The organism is Tibeticola sp. (genome assembly GCF_022759015.1).
GTDB lineage: Bacteria > Pseudomonadota > Gammaproteobacteria > Burkholderiales > Burkholderiaceae_C > Tibeticola > Tibeticola sediminis.
The window spans coordinates 1-17,629 of record NZ_JAEMQB010000015.1; the positions used below are offsets into that span (position 1 = coordinate 1).

The 17,629-nt window shown below is 67.2% G+C and carries 18 protein-coding genes; 6 read left to right on the plus strand and 12 right to left on the minus strand.

Annotated elements, in window-relative coordinates:
- From JHC36_RS01065 to pip, 6 genes are all read right to left on the minus strand, one after another.
- Positions 1-542, minus strand: a 542-nt coding sequence (locus JHC36_RS01065) for an aminotransferase class I/II-fold pyridoxal phosphate-dependent enzyme (protein ID WP_287914770.1), incomplete at its 3' end; no start/stop codon positions are given.
- A gap of 42 nt (positions 543-584) precedes the next feature.
- On the minus strand, positions 585-2,093 hold the full coding sequence (gene purF, locus JHC36_RS01070; protein WP_124220072.1) for an amidophosphoribosyltransferase: 1,509 nt from the start codon (positions 2,091-2,093) through the stop codon (positions 585-587).
- 66 nt (positions 2,094-2,159) lie between these two features.
- On the minus strand, positions 2,160-2,657 hold the full coding sequence (locus tag JHC36_RS01075; RefSeq protein WP_287914774.1) for a CvpA family protein: 498 nt from the start codon (positions 2,655-2,657) through the stop codon (positions 2,160-2,162).
- Between the two features lie 15 nt (positions 2,658-2,672).
- Complete coding sequence (locus JHC36_RS01080) at positions 2,673-3,536, minus strand: SPOR domain-containing protein (protein ID WP_287914776.1); 864 nt, start codon at positions 3,534-3,536, stop codon at positions 2,673-2,675.
- Between the two features lie 11 nt (positions 3,537-3,547).
- Entirely contained in the window at positions 3,548-4,843 is a 1,296-nt protein-coding gene (gene folC / locus JHC36_RS01085; RefSeq protein ID WP_287914779.1) for a bifunctional tetrahydrofolate synthase/dihydrofolate synthase, read from the minus strand.
- Positions 4,840-5,793: a prolyl aminopeptidase gene (gene pip, locus JHC36_RS01090; RefSeq protein ID WP_287914782.1), complete on the minus strand. Its 954-nt coding sequence runs from the start codon at positions 5,791-5,793 to the stop codon at positions 4,840-4,842. The genes folC and pip overlap by 4 nt, the downstream gene beginning before the upstream one ends.
- A 22-nt stretch (positions 5,794-5,815) precedes the next feature.
- On the opposite strand from pip, the gene JHC36_RS01095 reads away from it, so the two are divergent.
- The 4 genes from JHC36_RS01095 to argG all read left to right on the plus strand — a co-directional run bounded on the left by JHC36_RS01095 (position 5,816) and on the right by argG (position 8,817).
- Positions 5,816-6,172: an ArsC family reductase gene (locus tag JHC36_RS01095; RefSeq protein ID WP_124220062.1), complete on the plus strand. Its 357-nt coding sequence runs from the start codon at positions 5,816-5,818 to the stop codon at positions 6,170-6,172.
- Between the two features lie 79 nt (positions 6,173-6,251).
- Positions 6,252-7,043 carry a glycine zipper 2TM domain-containing protein gene (locus JHC36_RS01100; protein WP_287914786.1) on the plus strand — a complete coding sequence of 264 codons (792 nt, stop codon included), beginning with the start codon at positions 6,252-6,254 and terminating at the stop codon, positions 7,041-7,043.
- Positions 7,044-7,118: 75 nt separating this feature from the next.
- Positions 7,119-7,436, plus strand: coding sequence for a pyrimidine/purine nucleoside phosphorylase (ppnP, locus tag JHC36_RS01105; protein ID WP_287914862.1), 318 nt, complete (start codon positions 7,119-7,121; stop codon positions 7,434-7,436).
- Between the two features lie 25 nt (positions 7,437-7,461).
- Positions 7,462-8,817 (plus strand): argininosuccinate synthase, encoded by a 1,356-nt coding sequence (gene argG, locus JHC36_RS01110; protein ID WP_287914789.1) that lies wholly within the window; start codon positions 7,462-7,464, stop codon positions 8,815-8,817.
- Positions 8,818-8,938: 121 nt separating this feature from the next.
- Here the strand turns inward: argG and murB are convergent, their stop codons facing one another.
- Positions 8,939-9,979, minus strand: coding sequence for a UDP-N-acetylmuramate dehydrogenase (gene murB / locus JHC36_RS01115; protein ID WP_287914791.1), 1,041 nt, complete (start codon positions 9,977-9,979; stop codon positions 8,939-8,941).
- 41 nt (positions 9,980-10,020) lie between these two features.
- On the opposite strand from murB, the gene JHC36_RS01120 reads away from it, so the two are divergent.
- Entirely contained in the window at positions 10,021-10,506 is a 486-nt protein-coding gene (locus JHC36_RS01120; RefSeq protein WP_287914794.1) for a YajQ family cyclic di-GMP-binding protein, read from the plus strand.
- A gap of 56 nt (positions 10,507-10,562) precedes the next feature.
- Here the strand turns inward: JHC36_RS01120 and JHC36_RS01125 are convergent, their stop codons facing one another.
- The 5 genes from JHC36_RS01125 to JHC36_RS01145 all read right to left on the minus strand — a co-directional run bounded on the left by JHC36_RS01125 (position 10,563) and on the right by JHC36_RS01145 (position 16,665).
- Positions 10,563-12,491 (minus strand): GGDEF domain-containing response regulator, encoded by a 1,929-nt coding sequence (locus JHC36_RS01125; protein WP_287914796.1) that lies wholly within the window; start codon positions 12,489-12,491, stop codon positions 10,563-10,565.
- A 50-nt stretch (positions 12,492-12,541) separates the two neighbouring features.
- Complete coding sequence (gene plsY, locus JHC36_RS01130; RefSeq protein WP_287914798.1) at positions 12,542-13,171, minus strand: glycerol-3-phosphate 1-O-acyltransferase PlsY; 630 nt, start codon at positions 13,169-13,171, stop codon at positions 12,542-12,544.
- A gap of 63 nt (positions 13,172-13,234) precedes the next feature.
- Complete coding sequence (locus JHC36_RS01135) at positions 13,235-13,729, minus strand: aminoacyl-tRNA deacylase (protein WP_287914800.1); 495 nt, start codon at positions 13,727-13,729, stop codon at positions 13,235-13,237.
- Positions 13,730-13,745: 16 nt separating this feature from the next.
- Positions 13,746-14,801, minus strand: coding sequence for an aldo/keto reductase (locus tag JHC36_RS01140; RefSeq protein ID WP_287914803.1), 1,056 nt, complete (start codon positions 14,799-14,801; stop codon positions 13,746-13,748).
- A 61-nt stretch (positions 14,802-14,862) separates the two neighbouring features.
- Positions 14,863-16,665, minus strand: a complete 1,803-nt coding sequence (locus tag JHC36_RS01145; protein WP_287914806.1) for an acetate--CoA ligase — start codon at positions 16,663-16,665, stop codon at positions 14,863-14,865.
- A gap of 26 nt (positions 16,666-16,691) precedes the next feature.
- On the opposite strand from JHC36_RS01145, the gene JHC36_RS01150 reads away from it, so the two are divergent.
- Complete coding sequence (locus JHC36_RS01150) at positions 16,692-17,615, plus strand: alpha/beta fold hydrolase (RefSeq protein ID WP_287914809.1); 924 nt, start codon at positions 16,692-16,694, stop codon at positions 17,613-17,615.
- Positions 17,616-17,629 lie beyond the last annotated feature (14 nt).

Sequence of the window (17,629 nt, forward strand, 5' to 3'; positions counted from 1 at the left end):
ACCGCGAGCAGCGCACCGGCTTCGTGCGCCAAGTCGGCCAGCGCACGGATGTCGCAGACCTCGGTCAAGGGGTTGGTCGGGGTCTCGGCAAACAGCAAACGGGTGCGGCCGGGGCGGATTGCAGCCCGCCACTGCGCAAGATCCGTTTGCGAGACCAAAGTCGTCTCGACACCAAAGCGCGCCAGATCGCTGCCCAGAAGCTTGATCGTCGCGCCAAAGACGGAGCGCGAGCACACCACATGGTCGCCCGCCTTCAGTTGCGAGAGGCACAGCAGCAGAATCGCCGCCATTCCGCTGGCGGTGGCGACACAACGCTCGGCGCCTTCGAGTGCCGCCAGGCGCTGTTCCATGCTCGCGACCGTCGGGTTTGAAAAACGCGAGTAGATATAGCCATCCTCTTCGCCCGCAAAACGCCGCGCTGCGGTTGCGCTGTCGGGCTGGACGAAGCTCGAGGTCAGAAACAGCGCCTCGCTGTTCTCGCCATAGGCGCTGCGCTCGACGGCAGCGCGCACGGCGAGCGTGTCGCGGTGAAATTCCGGCATTTGGGGCTCGTGTGGCTTCATCGGGGGCGGCAGGGCACGACTTCAGTGAGCCGAGGCATTGGGCAGATTGAGTCGGGACGTATCTTCGGCGTCTTCGGTGCCGGCGCTGCGGCGCTCCTGCGCCATGCGTTCGAGATCTTCGACGGTGATGTCGCCGGTGCAGTAGATGCCATCGAAACAAGAGGCATCGAAGCCCTGGATGTTCGGGTTGATCGAGCCGACCGCGCGCTTCATCGCGTCGACATCCTGGTAGATCAAGGCATCGCAGCCGATGATGGCACGCACCTCTTCGACCGTGCGGCCATGCGCGACCAGTTCGTCGAGCGTGGGCATGTCGATCCCGTAGACGTTGGGGTAGCGCACCGGTGGCGCAGCGCTCGCCAGGAACACCTTGCGCGCTCCGGCATCCCGAGCCATTTGAACGATTTCCTTGGAAGTGGTGCCCCGAACGATCGAATCGTCGACCAGGAGCACGTTGCGGTTGCGGAACTCGCTGGCGATGACGTTGAGCTTTTGGCGCACGCTCTTCTTGCGCACGGCCTGCCCCGGCATAATGAAGGTGCGGCCCACGTACCGGTTTTTCACGAATCCTTCGCGGTACGGAAGGCCCAGCAGTTGCGCCAGCTGCATGGCACTCGGTCGGCTCGACTCGGGGATCGGAATCACCACGTCGATTTCGCTCGGCGGCACGGTCGAGATCACGCGCTTGGCCAGCGTTTCCCCGAGGTTGAGGCGCGCCTGATAGACCGAGATGCCGTCGAGCACCGAGTCGGGGCGTGCCAGATAAACGAACTCGAAAATACAGGGCGAGAGCACGGTGTGCTCAGCGCAGGGCTGGGCCTGGACTTGGCCGTCCAGACTCACGAAGATGGCCTCGCCGGGTGCGACGTCGCGCTCGAACCGGTGCCCCGTGCCTTCCAGGGCGACCGATTCACTGGCAAACATCACCGTTCCGTCCTCACCCCGGCCCATGCACAGCGGTCGTATCCCGTACGGATCGCGGAAGGCCACCATGCCGTGGCCCGCGATCAGCGCAATCACGGCATAGGAGCCGCGAACCCGGCGATGGACGCCGCGCACCGCTTTGAACACGTCTTCGGCCGTCAGCGGCAGGCCGTCGGTGGCCTGCGCGAGCTCATGGGCAAAGATGTTCAGCAGAACTTCGGAGTCACTCTCGGTGTTGATGTGACGGTGGTCGGTGCTGAACAGTTCCGACTTGAGGGCCGCCGCGTTGGTGAGGTTGCCGTTGTGCACCAGCACCACGCCAAACGGCGCATTGACGTAGAAAGGCTGCGCTTCTTCCTCACTGTAGGCATTGCCGGCGGTCGGGTAGCGCACCTGTCCGAGGCCGCTGCTGCCGGGCAGCGAACGCATGTTGCGCGTGCGAAAGACGTCGCGCACCATGCCGCGCGCCTTGTGCATGAAAAACTTGTGCCCCAATTGCGTGACGATGCCCGCGGCATCCTGCCCGCGGTGTTGCAGCAGCAGCAGCGCGTCGTAGATCAGCTGATTGACCGGGGTGGTGCTGATGACGCCAACGATTCCACACATGTTCGCTCGATTCCAATGGTTGAAACTCAGGTTTTGGGGGCATCGGGGCTCAAGCCCCGGGCCAGGTCAGCTGGCCTCGGCGCGCGCCGTCCAGGCCTCGACCCAGGGCACGAACGACCGCACGGTCGAGTCGATCCAGGGCGTGGTGGCGGACAGGCGCCAGAATTCGGTGCTGTGCAGGGGCGTCCAGTGCGCGACAAAGCCGATCGCCAGCAACAGCGCAAGGCCACGCAAAATGCCAAAGCCCGCCCCCAAAGCGCGGTCCACCGGCCGTAGCCCCACGGCCCCGAGCAAACGCCGGATTAGCGCGGCGAAGAGGCCCGCGCCGAACACGCCCCCGATGAAGATCAAGACGAAAGCCACCGCGTGACGCAAGCCCCCGGTGCTGCCCGACAGCGGCAGATGCACGGCCAGATCGGCCGCCCAGGTCTGCGCCGCGACGAAGGCGACGACCCAGCCCGCGAGCGTCACGACCTCGTAGAGAAATCCGCGCCACGCACCGAGCAGCACCGAGCCGAGCAGGATGGCAACGACGATCCAGTCCAGCAGCGTCAGTGCGGCCATGGCAGGTGTGCGCTTTCACAGCGTGAGGATCGCTGCGGACAGACCGAGCGAGCGGATGCGTTCGGCCGCATGATCGGCAGCCGCACGGTCGGCGTAGGGGCCGACCCGCACGCGGATACGCTTGCCTTCGGCGGTTTCGACCACCTGGGTGTAGGTGACGAGTCCCGCCTTCTCGACTTTGAGGCGGACCTCGCGCGCCTTGGCCGCGTCCGAGAATGCGCCGACCTGAACGACGTAGCGAGCCGACGCGGCGGCCGCAGCCGGCGCCGCACTGCTCTTGCCTTCGAGCAGCGCCCGTGCGCGGGCGGCTTCGTCCGCCGCCGAAGACTTGGCGGGCTCAGGCTTCGGCGGCGCACTCGGGCGCGAGGTCGGCTGAGACGCCGGCTTGGCGGTGGCAGCCGCAGGCTTCGAGGCCGCCGGGGCCGGCGCTGGAGCGGCTGGCCGGGGACTCGCGGCCGCGGGCGCCGAGGCGGGAGCTGAGGCGGGCACTGGCGCGCTTGCCGCAGGCTTGGGGCGGGGTGTTTCGACCAACGTTTCTTTGGCGTCGAGTGCGGCTTGAGCGCTCAAGGGGGCGGCTTCGCTGTCGCGCCGGGGTCCGCCGGAGCTCGAAGCCATGGCCGCCGCAGTCGCCGCCGAAGCCGGTTGGACGCGCAGCGGCGGCACCTGGTTGCGGTCGGGAATGATGATCGGGAGATCGACCTTGACGGGTCGTGGCTGCGTGTCGAAGACCAGCGGAAAGCCGATCACCGCGACGAGGACGAGCACGATGGCGCCGATGAGCCTTTGCCGGGCGCGCCGGCGCAGGGCCTCGACGCTGTCAGCGGCGGGCGCTTCGGCGCGGCCGCGCGAACCGGGGAAGGAGAATTTGGGCAATGGCATGCGTGCGAGGCTCAAGCGGTGAGGTGCTTGGCCTGCAGCCGCGGCAGGCCACCTTGCAAGGCGCCTCCCACCGTGAAGAAGGAGCCGAAGACCACGATTCTATCAGCCGGGTCTGCGGCGGCGAGCGCGGCTTGCAGGGCGGCCACGGGGTCGGCGTGTCGGCTGGCGCTCGCGCCGTTGGGGGCTCGTTCCGAGTGTTCCAACCAGCGCTTCTCGAGCTCGGCGGCGGCTGCAGCGCGCGGCGTCGGCAGGTCGCAAAAATACCAGTGGTCGATCAAGGGGTTGACGCGGCCGAGCATGCCGCCGATGTCTTTGTCGGACATGGCACCGAAAACCGCGTGGGTTCGGGGGTAGTAGCCCATTGCGTCGAGGTTCTCGGCCAAGGCTGCGACCGCGTGGGGATTGTGCGCGACATCGAGCACCAGCGTGGGCGAGCCCGGGAGGATCTGGAACCTGCCCGGCCAATCCACCGTTGCAAGGCCGTTGCGGATCGCCTGGGCGCTGACCGGAAGACGCGCTCGCAGCGCTTCGAGCGCGGCCAAAACGCCGGCAGCGTTGAGCAACTGATTGGCACCGCGCAGCGCCGGGTAGGCCAGACCGGCATACCGGCGGTTGCGGCCTTGCCATGCCCATTGCTGCCGGTCGCCCGACGCCCGGAAGTCGCGACCGGCGAGCCAGAGATCGGCGCCGATTTCGCGCGCATGATCGATCACGCTTTGCGGGGGGCGCGGATCGCTGACGATGGCGGGGCGACCGGTTCGCATGATGCCCGCTTTCTCGCGCCCGATGGCCTCCCGGTCAGGGCCGAGAAAGTCCATATGGTCGAGGTCGATGCTGGTGATGACGCTGCAGTCGGGGTCGACGATGTTGACCGCGTCGAGACGACCACCGAGCCCGACTTCGAGGATGACGAGGTCCAGGCCGGCGCGCGCCAGGCGGTCGAGGATGGCAAGCGTCGTGAATTCGAAATACGTCAGCGGCGTGCCCTCGCGCGCCTGCTCGACCCGCTCGAAATGCGCAACCAGGCTCTCCGCAGGTACCGGCGCGCCCTGGATGCGGCAGCGTTCCTCGAAATGAACGAGATGCGGGGAGGTGTAGGTGCCGGTGCGGTAGCCGGCCTCGCGTGCGATGGCTTCGAGCATGGCGCAGGTCGAGCCCTTGCCGTTGGTTCCGGCGACCGTGACCACCGTGGCGTCGAAGGCGAGCCCGAGGCGGGCGGCGACGGCCGCCACACGATCGAGGCCGAGGTCGATGGTCTTGGGGTGGAGTCGCTCGCAATGCGCGAGCCAGGAATCGAGATCGGTCATGCTTGGGCGTAACGGTCGGTGGCGGCGCGCAGCGCGCGCAGGATGCCCGGTTCGAGCCAGGCGTGTCCGGCATCGGGGATGATGTGCAGCTCGGCCTCGGGCCAGGCGCGGTGCAGGTCCCAGGCGCTGCGCATGGGCGTGCACATGTCATAGCGGCCCTGAATGATCACGCCTGGAATGTCGCGCAGTCGCGGGGCGTCGCGCAGCAACTGGCCTTCGGCGAGCCAGCCGTGGTGCACGAAGTAGTGGTTTTCGATGCGCGCAAAGGCGAGCGCGAAGTCGTCTTCGCCGTGGTGGGCTTCCGCTTGCGGGTCGGGCAGCAGGCGGATGGTGCGCCCCTCCCAGAGGCTCCAGGCGCGCGCGCAGGCCAGTTGCTCGGCACGGTCGGCTCCGGTCAGGCGGCGCCGGTAGGCCGCTATGAGGTCGCCGCGCTCCTCGGGCGGTATGGGCGCGAGGAACTCCTCCCACAGGTCCGGGAACACCCAGCTTGCGCCTTCCTGGTAATACCAATGCAGTTCGGATCGGCGCAGCGTGAAGATGCCGCGCAGGATCAACGCCGAGACACGCCCGGTGTGCCGCTGCGCATAGGCGAGTGCGAGCGTGCTGCCCCAGGAGCCGCCGAACACCAACCAGCGATCGACGCCCAGCATCGCGCGCAGGCGCTCGATGTCATCCACCAAATGCCAGGTGGTGTTGTGCTCGAGGCTCGCATGGGGGCGCGAGCGGCCGCAACCGCGCTGGTCGAACAGCAGCACGTTGTAGCGCTGCGGGTCGAACAGCCGACGGTGCTCGGGCGAGCAGCCCGCGCCGGGGCCGCCGTGGAGGAACACGGCGGGCCGGCCGGCGGGGTTGCCGCACAGCTCCCAGTAAATCTCGTGGCCGTCGTCGGTGCGCATCCACCCGGATCGGAAGGGCTCGATCGGCGGGTAGAGCAGGGGGGTGTCCGTCATGTTTGCGTGCCAGAATATTCCGATGATCACACTCTACGGCATTCCCAACTGCGGCACGGTCAAAAAAGCCCGGGCCTGGCTAGACGCCCGCGGCGTGGCCTATCAGTTCCATGATTTCAAGAAGCTCGGCGTGCCGGCGGCGGAACTCGCGCGCTGGGCCCAGGCCGTCGGGTGGGAGCGACTGCTCAACCGCCAGGGCACGACTTGGCGCCGGCTCGACGCCGCCGAGCAAGCCCGTGCGGCCGATGCGGCGGGGGCGCTCGCGCTGATGCAGGCCCAGCCCAGTGTCATCAAGCGCCCGGTGGTCGATTGGGGCGACGGACGCATCACCGTGGGCTTCGATGAAACGATGTTTACCGAGGCTTTACAGAAAATCTGAGCGTTGGGTCAACGCTGGCCGTGCCTCGGGCGTCAAATGGCGCGGCGGGTCCATGGTGGACGCCGAAGGAGAACGCACGATGGCGATGAATCGGAACAAGAAGCTGATGTGGAGCGGCCTGCTCGTGGCGGCAAGCCTGCCTGCGGGCCCGGCGATGGCCGGCGAGATCGCGCGCGTGGTCTCGAGCACCCCCATCTTGCAGCAGGTCGCCGTGCCCCAGCAGGTCTGCAGCCAGCACCCCGTGACCGTGGCGCCGGCGCGCACGGGGGGCGGCGCGGTCATGGGTGCGATTGCCGGCGCCGCCATCGGCAATGCCCTCGGCGGCGGCATGGGCCGGGCCGCGGCCACGCTGCTCGGTGGCCTGGGGGGTGCGGTCGTGGGTGACCAAATCGAGGGCCGCGGTGCCGCGCAGGTGCAAAACGTCACCGAATGCAGCACCCAGACGATCTACGAGAGCCGCCCGGTGGCCTGGAACGTGGTCTACGAATACGGCGGCCGCCAGTACCAGACGCAGATGCCTTACGACCCGGGCCCGACGCTGCGGCTTCAAGTGACGCCGGTGGGGGCCGCGCCCGTTGCGCCATACGGGCCTGCGGGCTTTGAACCGGGCAACAGCCAGACGTACGGGCAAGGTTACGCAGTGCCGCAGGCCGTGCCCGCGCAGCCTGCACCGGTTTATGCGCCGACCTATCCCCCGGCCTATGCTGCCCCCGCGCCGGTCTACAGCGCCCCGGTCTATGCGGCGCCGCCCGTGGCGTATGTCGCGCCTTCTTCGTATGTGGTGCCGGTGGGTATTTCGTTGGGGCTGGGCTATGTCATCGGCCGCAGCGTGCACGGCGACCACCATCATCCCTACCGCGGCTGGCGCTGAGAACAAAGATTCGGTACGCCTTGGGGCACAGGGACCGGGCGGTAAAATCGCCCCTTTTTGACCCAGGCGCAAGAGATGATCACCGAGTCGATTCCCGGCGTGACGCTACGCACGAAGGCCAATGTTTACTTCGATGGCAAATGCGTCAGCCACAGCTTCACTTTGCCGGATGGCACGGCCAAGTCGGTGGGGGTAATCCTGCCCGCCACGCTGACCTTCAACACCGGCGCACCCGAAATCATGGAGTGCGTGGCCGGCAGCTGCGAATACAAACTCGCCGGCAGCGACGCCTGGATGACTTCCGGGCCCGGGGAGCGCTTTCACGTTCCGGGCAATTCCTCGTTCGAGATTCGCGTCCGCGACGTGTATCACTACATCTGCCATTTCGGCTGAGCCCTGAGCTTTCGCATCCAGACCCATGGCCACCATACTCCAGAACCTGCCCGTTGGGCAAAAAGTCGGCATCGCTTTCTCGGGCGGCCTCGACACCAGCGCCGCGCTGCTGTGGATGAAGCAAAAGGGCGCGATCCCTTATGCCTACACCGCCAACCTCGGCCAGCCCGACGAGAGCGACTACGAAGAGATCCCGCGTAAAGCCCTGGCCTATGGCGCGGAGAAGGCCCGCCTCATCGACTGCCGCTTGCCGCTGGCGCACGAAGGCATTGCCGCCATCCAGTGCGGGGCTTTCCACATCAGCACGGCGGGCGTCACCTATTTCAACACCACGCCGCTCGGTCGCGCCGTCACGGGCACGATGCTGGTCGCCGCGATGAAGGAAGACGATGTCCACATCTGGGGCGACGGCTCCACCTTCAAGGGCAACGACATCGAGCGCTTTTACCGCTACGGCCTGCTGACCAACCCGAGCCTGAAGATCTACAAGCCTTGGCTCGATCAGCGCTTCATCGACGAGCTCGGTGGCCGCAAGGAGATGAGCGAGTTCCTCATCCAGAACGGCTTCGACTACAAGATGTCGGTCGAAAAAGCGTACAGCACCGACAGCAACATGCTGGGTGCGACGCACGAGGCCAAGGATCTCGAGAGCCTGTCTTCGAGCATCCGCATCGTCAACCCCATCATGGGCGTGGCGTTCTGGAAGCCCGAGGTGGAGGTCAAGCCCGAAGAGGTCACGGTGCGCTTCGAGGAAGGGCAGCCGGTCGCCCTCAACGGCCAGAGCTTCAACGATCCGGTCGCGCTCATCCTCAAGGCCAACGAAATCGGCGGCCGCCACGGCCTGGGCATGAGCGACCAGATCGAGAACCGCATCATCGAAGCCAAGAGCCGCGGCATCTACGAAGCCCCCGGCATGGCGCTGCTGCACATCGCTTATGAGCGCCTGGTCACCGGCATCCACAACGAAGACACGATCGAGCAGTACCGCGAGAACGGTCGCAAGCTGGGCCGCCTGCTCTATCAGGGCCGCTGGTTCGACCCGCAGGCGATCATGCTTCGGGAATCGTCGCAACGCTGGGTGGCACGTGCCATCACCGGCGAAGTGACGCTCGAACTGCGCCGTGGCAACGACTACTCCATCCTCAACACCGAGAGCCCCAACCTCACCTACGCGCCCGAGCGTCTGTCGATGGAGAAGGTGGAAGACGCACCTTTCACGCCGGCGGACCGCATCGGCCAACTCACCATGCGCAACCTCGACATCGTCGACACGCGGGCCAAGCTCGGGATTTATGCGAAGGCGGGTCTGCTGTCCTTGGGCGAGGGCGCGCAGATGCTGCGACTCGAAGGAGACAAGGGCGGCGCGGGTTCAGGCGACTGAACGGCTACCCGAGCGGGTCCGCAGGCTCTTTCCCAGCAAAGCCGGCCCCGTGGCCGGCTTTTTCGCTTTTTCGGGCGTATCCCAGCGTGATTCGGCGCTTCTTTGCTATTAAAAAAAGAGCTCAAACGACCACCGGCTCGGGTTCGAGCCGGATGCCGAAGCGTTCGTACACGCTGGTCTGGATGGCGCGGGCCAGCGTCATCACCTCGCCGCCCGTGCACGGGTGTTCGGCATCGCCTCGGTTGACGAGCACCAGCGCCTGCTTTTCGTACACGCCGGCATGCCCCACCGTCTTGCCGCGCCAGCCGCAGGCGTCGATGAGCCAGCCCGCGGCGAGTTTGATGCGGCCGTCGGGGAGCGGGTAGTGCACGACGGCGGGGTCGCGCGCGATGATGTCGGCGCACTGTTCGGGCGTGACCGTCGGGTTTTTGAAAAAGCTGCCGGCGTTGCCGATCATGGCGGGGTCGGGAAGCTTGGCGCGGCGGATGGCGCACACCCAGTCGTGGATCTGTTGCGCGTCGGGCGCGGCGATGCCGGTTTCTTCCATCTTGCGCTGCAGATCGAGGTAGCCGAGTTCCGGGCGCCAGGGGCGCGGCAGCGCGAAGCGCACGCGCAGGATCAGCGCGCGGCCGGCCAGGCCGAGGTTGCTTGCGTGCTTGAAGACCGAGTCGCGGTAACCGAAGCCGCACTGCGCGGCGTCGAGCGTGAACTCGCGCCCGGTCATCAGGTCGATTGCGTCGAGGGAATGAAAGCGATCTTGCAGTTCGACGCCGTAGGCGCCGATGTTCTGTACCGGCGAAGCGCCGACCGTGCCGGGAATCAGCGCGAGGTTTTCGAGCCCGGGCGTGCCCTGGGCCAGCGTCCAGCGCACGAACTCGGGCCAGGGTTCACCCGCGCCGGCTTCCACCAGCCAGTGCCGCGGCGTGGCCTCGAGCACGCGCCGGCCTTTGATCTCGACCTTGAGCACCACCGCCTTCACATCGCCCGTGAGCACGATGTTGCTGCCGCCGCCCAGGATGAACTTGGGCGCGGGGCCGAGCGCGGGGTCGGCCAGCACGGCGCGCACATCGTCGGCGCTGCGGATGCGAACGAGGGTGTGCGCGCGCGCCGCGATGCCAAAGGTGTTGAGGGGCTGCAGGTTGACGGAGCGCTCAGGGGTCATGGGAGAATTGTCGCATTCGCATTCCACGCTCTGAGATCGCTATGCCCTCGTTCGATACCGTTTGCGACCCTGACATGGTCGAAGTTCGTCATGCCGTCGACAACACGGCCAAAGAGATCGCCACCCGTTTCGATTTCAAGGGGACGGCCGCGGCGATCGAGCTCAAAGACAAGGAAATCACCCTGTACGGCGACGCCGAGTTTCAGCTCGCCCAGGTGGAGGACATTCTGCGCAACAAGATGACCAAGCGCGGCGTCGATGTGCGCTTCCTCGACAAAGGCCCGGTGCAGAAAATCGGTGGCGACAAGGTCAAGCAAGTCATCAAGGTGCGCAGCGGCATCGCCACCGAGGACGCCAAGAAAATGCAGCGCCTCATCAAAGACAGCAAGCTCAAGGTGCAGGCGGCGATTCAGGAAGACAAGCTGCGCGTCTCGGGCGCCAAGCGCGACGACTTGCAAGCGGTCATGGCCTTGCTGCGCAAAGAAATGGCCGACTTGCCGCTGAGCTTCAATAACTTCCGCGACTGAAGCTCAGGGGCAACGCTGAACCCGCCCCTTGCGCGCCGCAGCGTGGCCTCGCGTCCTCAAGGGGCGTTGTGGACCGACGGGACGCCGAGCACCTTGCCGGCGGCAGAAACGAAGATTCGGTCTCGGCCGTCGTCCTTGGCGGCGTAGAGCGCTTGGTCGGCGGCGCGAATCAAGGCGTCTGCGTCGGCCATCTGCGGCTCGCGCACGGCGATGCCGATGCTGACATTGATCGGGACGGTGTTCCCGTCGAACTGGGGCGGATGGCTGCGCACGGTTTGCTGCACCCGGCGCGCGGCCAGGATGGCGGCGCGCAGGTCGGCGTCGTGGCAGACCAGCAAAAACTCTTCGCCGCCGAGGCGGCAAACCGTGTCGTGGCGACGCGCCGCCGACAAGAGGGTCTTGGCGACCGACTGCAACACCACGTCTCCGCCCGCATGGCCATAACGGTCATTGATGGATTTGAAGTGGTCGATGTCGATCATCAGCGCCGCCAAAGACTGCCCGGTCCGGGTCGAGGCGCTCCAGGCCTGTTCCAGCGCCTGCAAGCCAGCGCGCCGGTTGGGCAGCCCGGTGAGCAGGTCGGTCATCGCGGCATGCTCGAGCCGTCGGTTCGACAGCGCCAGTTCGGCCATGAACTGCCGCAGCTGCGCCCGATCGTCTCGCCAGGCGGTGCGCAGTTGTTGGTGGTGACGGGCTGCGCGGATGCGGGCGTGAAGTAAGCGGTCGTGCAGCGGTTGGGGGAGATAGTCGTCGGCACCGGCTTCCAGGGCTTCCTCGACCCGGTCCGGGTCGTCCGACTCGACCATCATGATGACGTAGATGCTCCGGCCCCATTCGGTGGCACGCAGGGCGCGGCAGACCTCGACCCCGTCCATCTCGGGCAACAAGCGCTCGAGCATGAGCACATCCGGCGTTTCCTGCAGCGCCCGGGTGAGCGCCTCGCCGCCGGTTCCCGCCTGGGTCACGTGGCATCCGAGATCATGGCTCAGGGTTGCGACGATGGCTGCCCGCGCGCGGGCATCGCCCATCGCGACCAGCACATGGAGCGGCGCTTGCGCATCGGGCGTGGCGGGCGTGGCCGGTTGAGGCGGGGTTTCGGTCAGGCGTTCGAAGTCGGGTAGCGTTTCGGTCGGGATGCGCAGCAGCTCGCCCCAGCTGTGCCATTGCGCGACTGCACCGTCGAAGAGGGCGCCAAAAGCCTGTGCGTCCAGCCCGATCTGGCCGCCCATGCGCATCAGCTCGCCGACTTTGGCGTGTCGCTCGGCTTCGGGCGCGCAGCCCAAATCGGCCATGCGCCGCGCGAGCACCAAGAGCTGCAGCAACTGGTAGGGCCGTGAACCCTCGCGGAAGCCCGAGGCTTCGGGTCGTTCATGAAAGACGACCGGTTCGGCCAAAGCCTTGGGAATGCCGCAGTCTTCGAGGATGACGGCGGTGAATTCGAGATGGTCCGTGTGCAGCGCCTGGCGCTCGGCTTCGAGCAAGGCCTCTGTCGAAAGCTTTTGTTGCAGCACACCCGCGTATTCCTGCGGGTAGATGGTGGCGAGCGCGAGTTCACCGATGCGCGCGAGCAGCCCACAGGCGAAGAGGTCGTCGGGCGTCGTAACGCGGACGACCTTGCACAGTTCCTGGGCCGAGACGCCCAGGAGGAGGCTGTGCGACCAGAAGGCGCCGTAGTCGAAGGCAGGGCAGGGCCCGCTGGAGTGCTGGTCGACCAGTGAAAAACTCATGGCGAGCAGCCGCACCGTGTTCATGCCGAGCCGCATGACCGCGTCTTTGACCGAAGCGACCGGCCGTCCGCCCTGGCCGGCGGCGTTTGCCTTGCGCAGCAGCCGGCTCGAGAGGGCGGGGTCCGTCTGCACGATACGCGCGACTTCTTCGAGCGTGGCGTCGTCCCGGCGGCAGACTTCCATGATCGCCAGTGCGACGCCCTTGGGGCTGGGCAGTTGCCCGGCGATGCGCAGTTGCTCAGCCTGGGTGGTCGTCATGGGTAACGGCGGGTTGTTGGGCCGCCATGGAAACGGTTGCTGCTATCGTATCAGCGTCCTTTGCTGCCGATGCGGCTTTCCGTGCCCTGGACCAGCCGGCGGATGTTCTCGCGGTGGCGCCAAAGCAACAGCAGCGTCATGGCCGAGATGGCCAGGCTCGTGGCGGGTTCTGCCGTCCAGACGCGCCCGTCGCCCAAGAGATAGAACAGCGGCGCGAACACGGCGGCCACGATGGAGGCCAGCGACGAATAGCGAAAAAAGCCGGCGATGAGGATCCAGGTCAGCAGCGTCGCCGCGCCCAACCACGGTTGCAGGGCCAGCAGCACGCCGGCGGCGGTGGCCACACCCTTGCCACCCTTGAAGCCAAAGAACACCGGGTACAGATGGCCCAGGAACGCCGCCAGCCCCACCAGCGCCACCGTGCCTGTACCCAGCCCGTAGGGCGCGCCCAGCGAGGCCACGGCCACCACCGGCAGCCAGCCCTTGGCCGCATCGAGCAGCAGCGTGAGCACGGCGGCCTTCTTCGAGCCCGAGCGCAGCACGTTGGTCGCACCGGGGTTGCCGCTGCCAAAGGTGCGGGGGTCTGCCAGGCCCATGGCCCGACTGACGATGACCGCGAAACTCAACGAACCGATGAGGTAAGCGGCCAGGATGGCGACGAAGGAATAAACCGAGCTCAAGAACGACTCCTCAGGCGTGGAACAACGGGTGCAGCGGCCGATTATTCAACGACCCGCCTTCCCCTAACCGTCGGCGAGCGCGCACTCGACCGGCTGGGCACCGAGCTGCTCTGTGCAGACCCGGGGGGCTATGCCGACCAGAAAGCCGCGTCGTCCGCCGTTGATGAGGATTTTGGGTAGTGTGAGGATGCTCGCCTCGATGTAGACCGGCATGGCGCGGCGCGTGCCAAAGGGCGAGGTGCCGCCGACGAGGTAGCCGCTGTGGCGCTGGGCCACCTCGGGGGCGCAGGGCTCGACCGATTTCGCGCCGATTTGCCGCGCCAGCGCTTTGGTCGACACCTGCCGGTCGCCGTGCATGAGGATCAGGAGCGGCCGCGCGTCCTGGTCCTGCATCACCAGCGTCTTGACCACCGCGTGCGGGTCCCAGCCGAGCGCGGCGGCGCTGTGCAGCGCGCCGCCCTTGTCCACGTAGTCGTACGGATGCTCGGTGTAGGCGACGCCCTGCGCCTTGAGCCAGGCGGTGGCCGGGGTTTCGCTCACATGGGGCTTCTTGGCCATCGGATTGGACTTGGCCTCATTGAGCCGGGTCGCGCAGCGCCCAGCGGATGCGGTCGATCTCGGCGCGCAGTTCGGGGCTGAGCTGGGTGCCCCAGGCATCGAGGTCTTCGTCGAGCTGGGCCAGCGAGGTGACGCCGATGATGGTGCTGGCCACGCGCCAGTTGTCGTAGCAAAAGGCCAGCGCGAGCTGCGTGGGCGTGAGGCCGTGCGCGCGGGCCAGCGCGTTGTAGCGCCGCGCCGCTTCCAGCGCCTCGGGGCGACCCCAGCGCTGCTTTTTCATGCTGTCGAACTTCGCCATGCGCCCGACCGAAGCGTCGGTGTCGATGCCGCGGTCGTCGTACTTGCCGGTCAGCAGCCCAAAGCCCAGCGGCGAGTACGCCAAGAGCGAGACTTCGAGCCGGTGGCAGGTTTCGTCCAGCCCGTTCTCATAGCTGCGGTTGATGAGGCAATACGGGTTTTGCACGCTCACCACGCGCGGCAGGCCATGTTCTTCGGCCAAGCGCACGAACTCGTGCACGCCGTAGGGGGTTTCGTTCGACAGGCCGACGGCGCGGACCTTGCCCGCGCGCACCAGCGTGGCGAGGGCTTCGAGCTGCTCGCGGATCGGGGTGACGGATTTTTCCTTGCTCGGGTCGTAGGCGAGGATGCCAAACGCCGGCACATGGCGCTCGGGCCAGTGGATCTGGTAGAGGTCGATCACGTCGGTTTGCAGCCGCCGCAAGCTCGCCTCGCACGAGGCGATGATGTCGGCGCCGGTCATGCCGCTGCCTACGCGGATCCAGGGCATGCCGCGCGACGGGCCCGCCACTTTGCTGGCCAACACCACCCGCTGCCGCATACCGGGGCGCTGGGCGAACCAGCGGCCGATGATGGATTCGGTCGCGCCATAGGTTTCGGCGCGGGCCGGCACGGCGTACATCTCGGCCGTGTCGATGAAGTTGATGCCGCGCTCGACGGCGCGGTCGAGGATGGCGTGGGCATCGGTTTCGGTGACTTGCTCACCGAAGGTCATGGTACCCAGGCAGATGGGGGTGACGTGAAGGTCGCTTTGGCCGAGGCGGACGGTTTGCATGAGGTGGTGCGTGGGGTTGTAGAGGAACGAGTGAAGTTTATGGGGGAGGAGGCGTGCGCGCTCAGCGCGGTGCCCGGGCCGCGCTCTCGGCGGCTGCCCGGGCGCGGGCTTCTTCTTGCAGACGCAGCACGCGGCGCTGCACCTTGCCGGTGGTGGTCATGGGCAGCTGGTCGATGAATTCGATTTCCTTGGGGTACTCGTAGGGTGCGAGCCGGCCGCGTACATGGGCTTGCAGTTCCCGGCACAGTTGGGCATCGAATGCGGCGCTTCCCGGCGTGAATTGGTCACGTCGTGCTCTGAATTCAGGAGTCAACACGACATAGGCCTTGACCAGCGCGCCGCGCTCGGGGTCGGGCTTGGGCACCACGGCGGCGTTGGCGACGGCCGGGTGGCGCAGCAGGCAGTTTTCGATTTCGCCGGGGCCGATGCGGTAGCCCGCGGACTTGAACATGTCGTCGGCGCGGCCCTGGTACCACAAGTAGCCGTCCGCGTCGCGCAGCGCCAGGTCGCCGGTGCGGCACCAACTGTCGGCGGGGTCGCCGGTGAATTTGGCGCGGGTGGCCGCTTCGTTCTTCCAATAGCCGAGGAAGAACACCGGGTCGGGGTCGCCATGGCGGTCGCGGCGGTGCACCGCCACCTCGCCGATCACCCCCGGCGGGCATTCGACGCCCGCTTCGTCGATCACCGCCACCCGGTGGCCGGGGTAGGGCCGGCCCATGCTGCCGGGCTTGGCGGGCCACAGCGCCTGGCAGTTGCCGACGATGTAGTTGATTTCCGTCTGGCCGAACATTTCGTTGGGCGCCACACCCAGCGCGTCGCGGCACCAGGCGTAGACGGCCTCGCCCACGGCCTCGCCCGCGCTCATGAGGGCTTGCAGGCGCAGGCGGAAGCGCGCGCGGGGCTCGGGCACGGCCTTCATCATCGCCTTGAGCGCGGTGGGGAACAAAAAGCTGTGGGTGACGCCGTGGGTTTGCAGGAGGTCGAAGGCCAGTTCCGGGCTGAAGCGCTCGCGACAGGCGACGATGGGCCGGCCAAAGTAGAGCGTGGGCAGGAGCGCGTCCATCAGGCCGCCGGTCCAGGCCCAGTCGGCGGGGCTCCAGAACACCGCATCGCTCGCGGCGTTGCGCACGCCGTCGAAGCCAAACCAGTTCTGGCTGCAGACGAAGCCGGTCAAGTTGCCAATGAGGGCGCGGTGCGGAATCAGCGCGCCCTTGGGGTCGCCGGTGGTGCCGCTGGTGTAGATCAGCACGGCGGGGTCGTCGGCCGCAGTGTCGGCCAGCGGGAAGGGCGCTGCGGGTCGGGCGAGCCAGTCTTCGAGCCGCGCGTCCACGCCCGGTGTGCCCGGCTCCGCCCCGACTGTCACGACGCGGCGCAGGCTCGGGGTTTGCTCGCGCGCGGCCTGCAGCGCGCCCAGGGCCGCCGCGTCGCACAGGGCGAGTACCGCGTCGCTGTGCTGCAGCCGGAACTGCAGCGCCTCCGGGCCAAAGAGCATCGACAGCGGCACCGCCACCGCACCGAGCTGCAGCACCGCCAGATAGGCCACGGCCGTCTCGAAGCGCTGCGGCATCACGATCGCCACCCGGTCGCCGCGGCGCACGCCCGCGCGCACCAGCGCATGCGAGACGCAGTCGGCCGCCGCCTGCAGCGCCGAATATGCGTGTTTTTGGCCGTGTCCCAGCGTGGAATGGTCGATGATTGCTATTGAATTGGAAGTGTCCGCACGCTCGGCCCAGCGCCGGCAGCAGACCTGTGCGATGTTGAAGCGCTCGGGCACGAGCCAGCGCAAGTGCTGATGGACGGTTTCGTAGGCGTCGGCGGGGTGTGCCAGCGGTCGTCGGCTGTCCCGGGCTTGACGGGTCGGCATGGGTCGTCTCCTCAATAATCGGCGCAATGTACCGAATCCAGCGAGCCAGTCACAGCGCGTTTGTCCCGATCCGCGGGCTTCGATACCACGTCCGTTCCTGGTCGGATGGCGAGGCCGACCCGGCCTTGCCGCCTCTGGTGCTGGTGCACGGCTGGATGGACGTGGCGGCCTCGTGGCAGTTCATGGTCGACGCCTTCTCGAGCGGTTTCATGCGTGGGCGACGCATCCTCGCGCCCGACTGGCGGGGCTTTGGCCACACCGCGCCGCCACCGGGCACCGACCACTTCGTTTTTGCGGACTACCTGGGCGATCTGGATGCCTTGCTCGACACGCTTGTCGGCGCGCAACCCGTGGACCTGATCGGCCACAGCATGGGCGGCAACGTCGCGATGATTTACGCGGGGGTGCGGCCGGCAAGGATCCGCCGCCTGGTCAACCTCGAGGGTTTCGGCTTGCCCGCGACGCGCCCCGAGCAGGCGGGCGCGCGCTATGCGCAGTGGCTCGACGAACTGCGCGCCTTGCATGCGGGCGACCTGCGCCTCAAGGACTACGACAGCCTGGATGCCGTCGCGCGCCGCCTCATGAAGACCAACCCGCGCCTGTCGCCCGACAAGGCCTCCTGGCTCGCGCAGCATTGGGCCGAGCCGGACGCGGCGGGCCGCTGGCGCATCCTGGGCGACGCCGCGCACAAAATCACCCATCCCATGCTCTACCGTGTCGAGGAGGTGCTGGCGATTTATCGCGCCATCACCGCGCCGGTGCTGGCCGTCGAGGCCGACGGGGATTCGCTCAGCCAGTGGTGGAAGGGGCGCTACAGCTTGGCCGAGTACCACGAGCGCCTGCGGGCCGTGCCTGACTGCCGGGTCGCGGTGGTGGCCGACGCGGGCCACATGCTGCACCACGACCAGCCCGAAGAACTCGCACGGCTGATCGAATCCTTCCTTGCGTGAGAAAATCGCGGGTT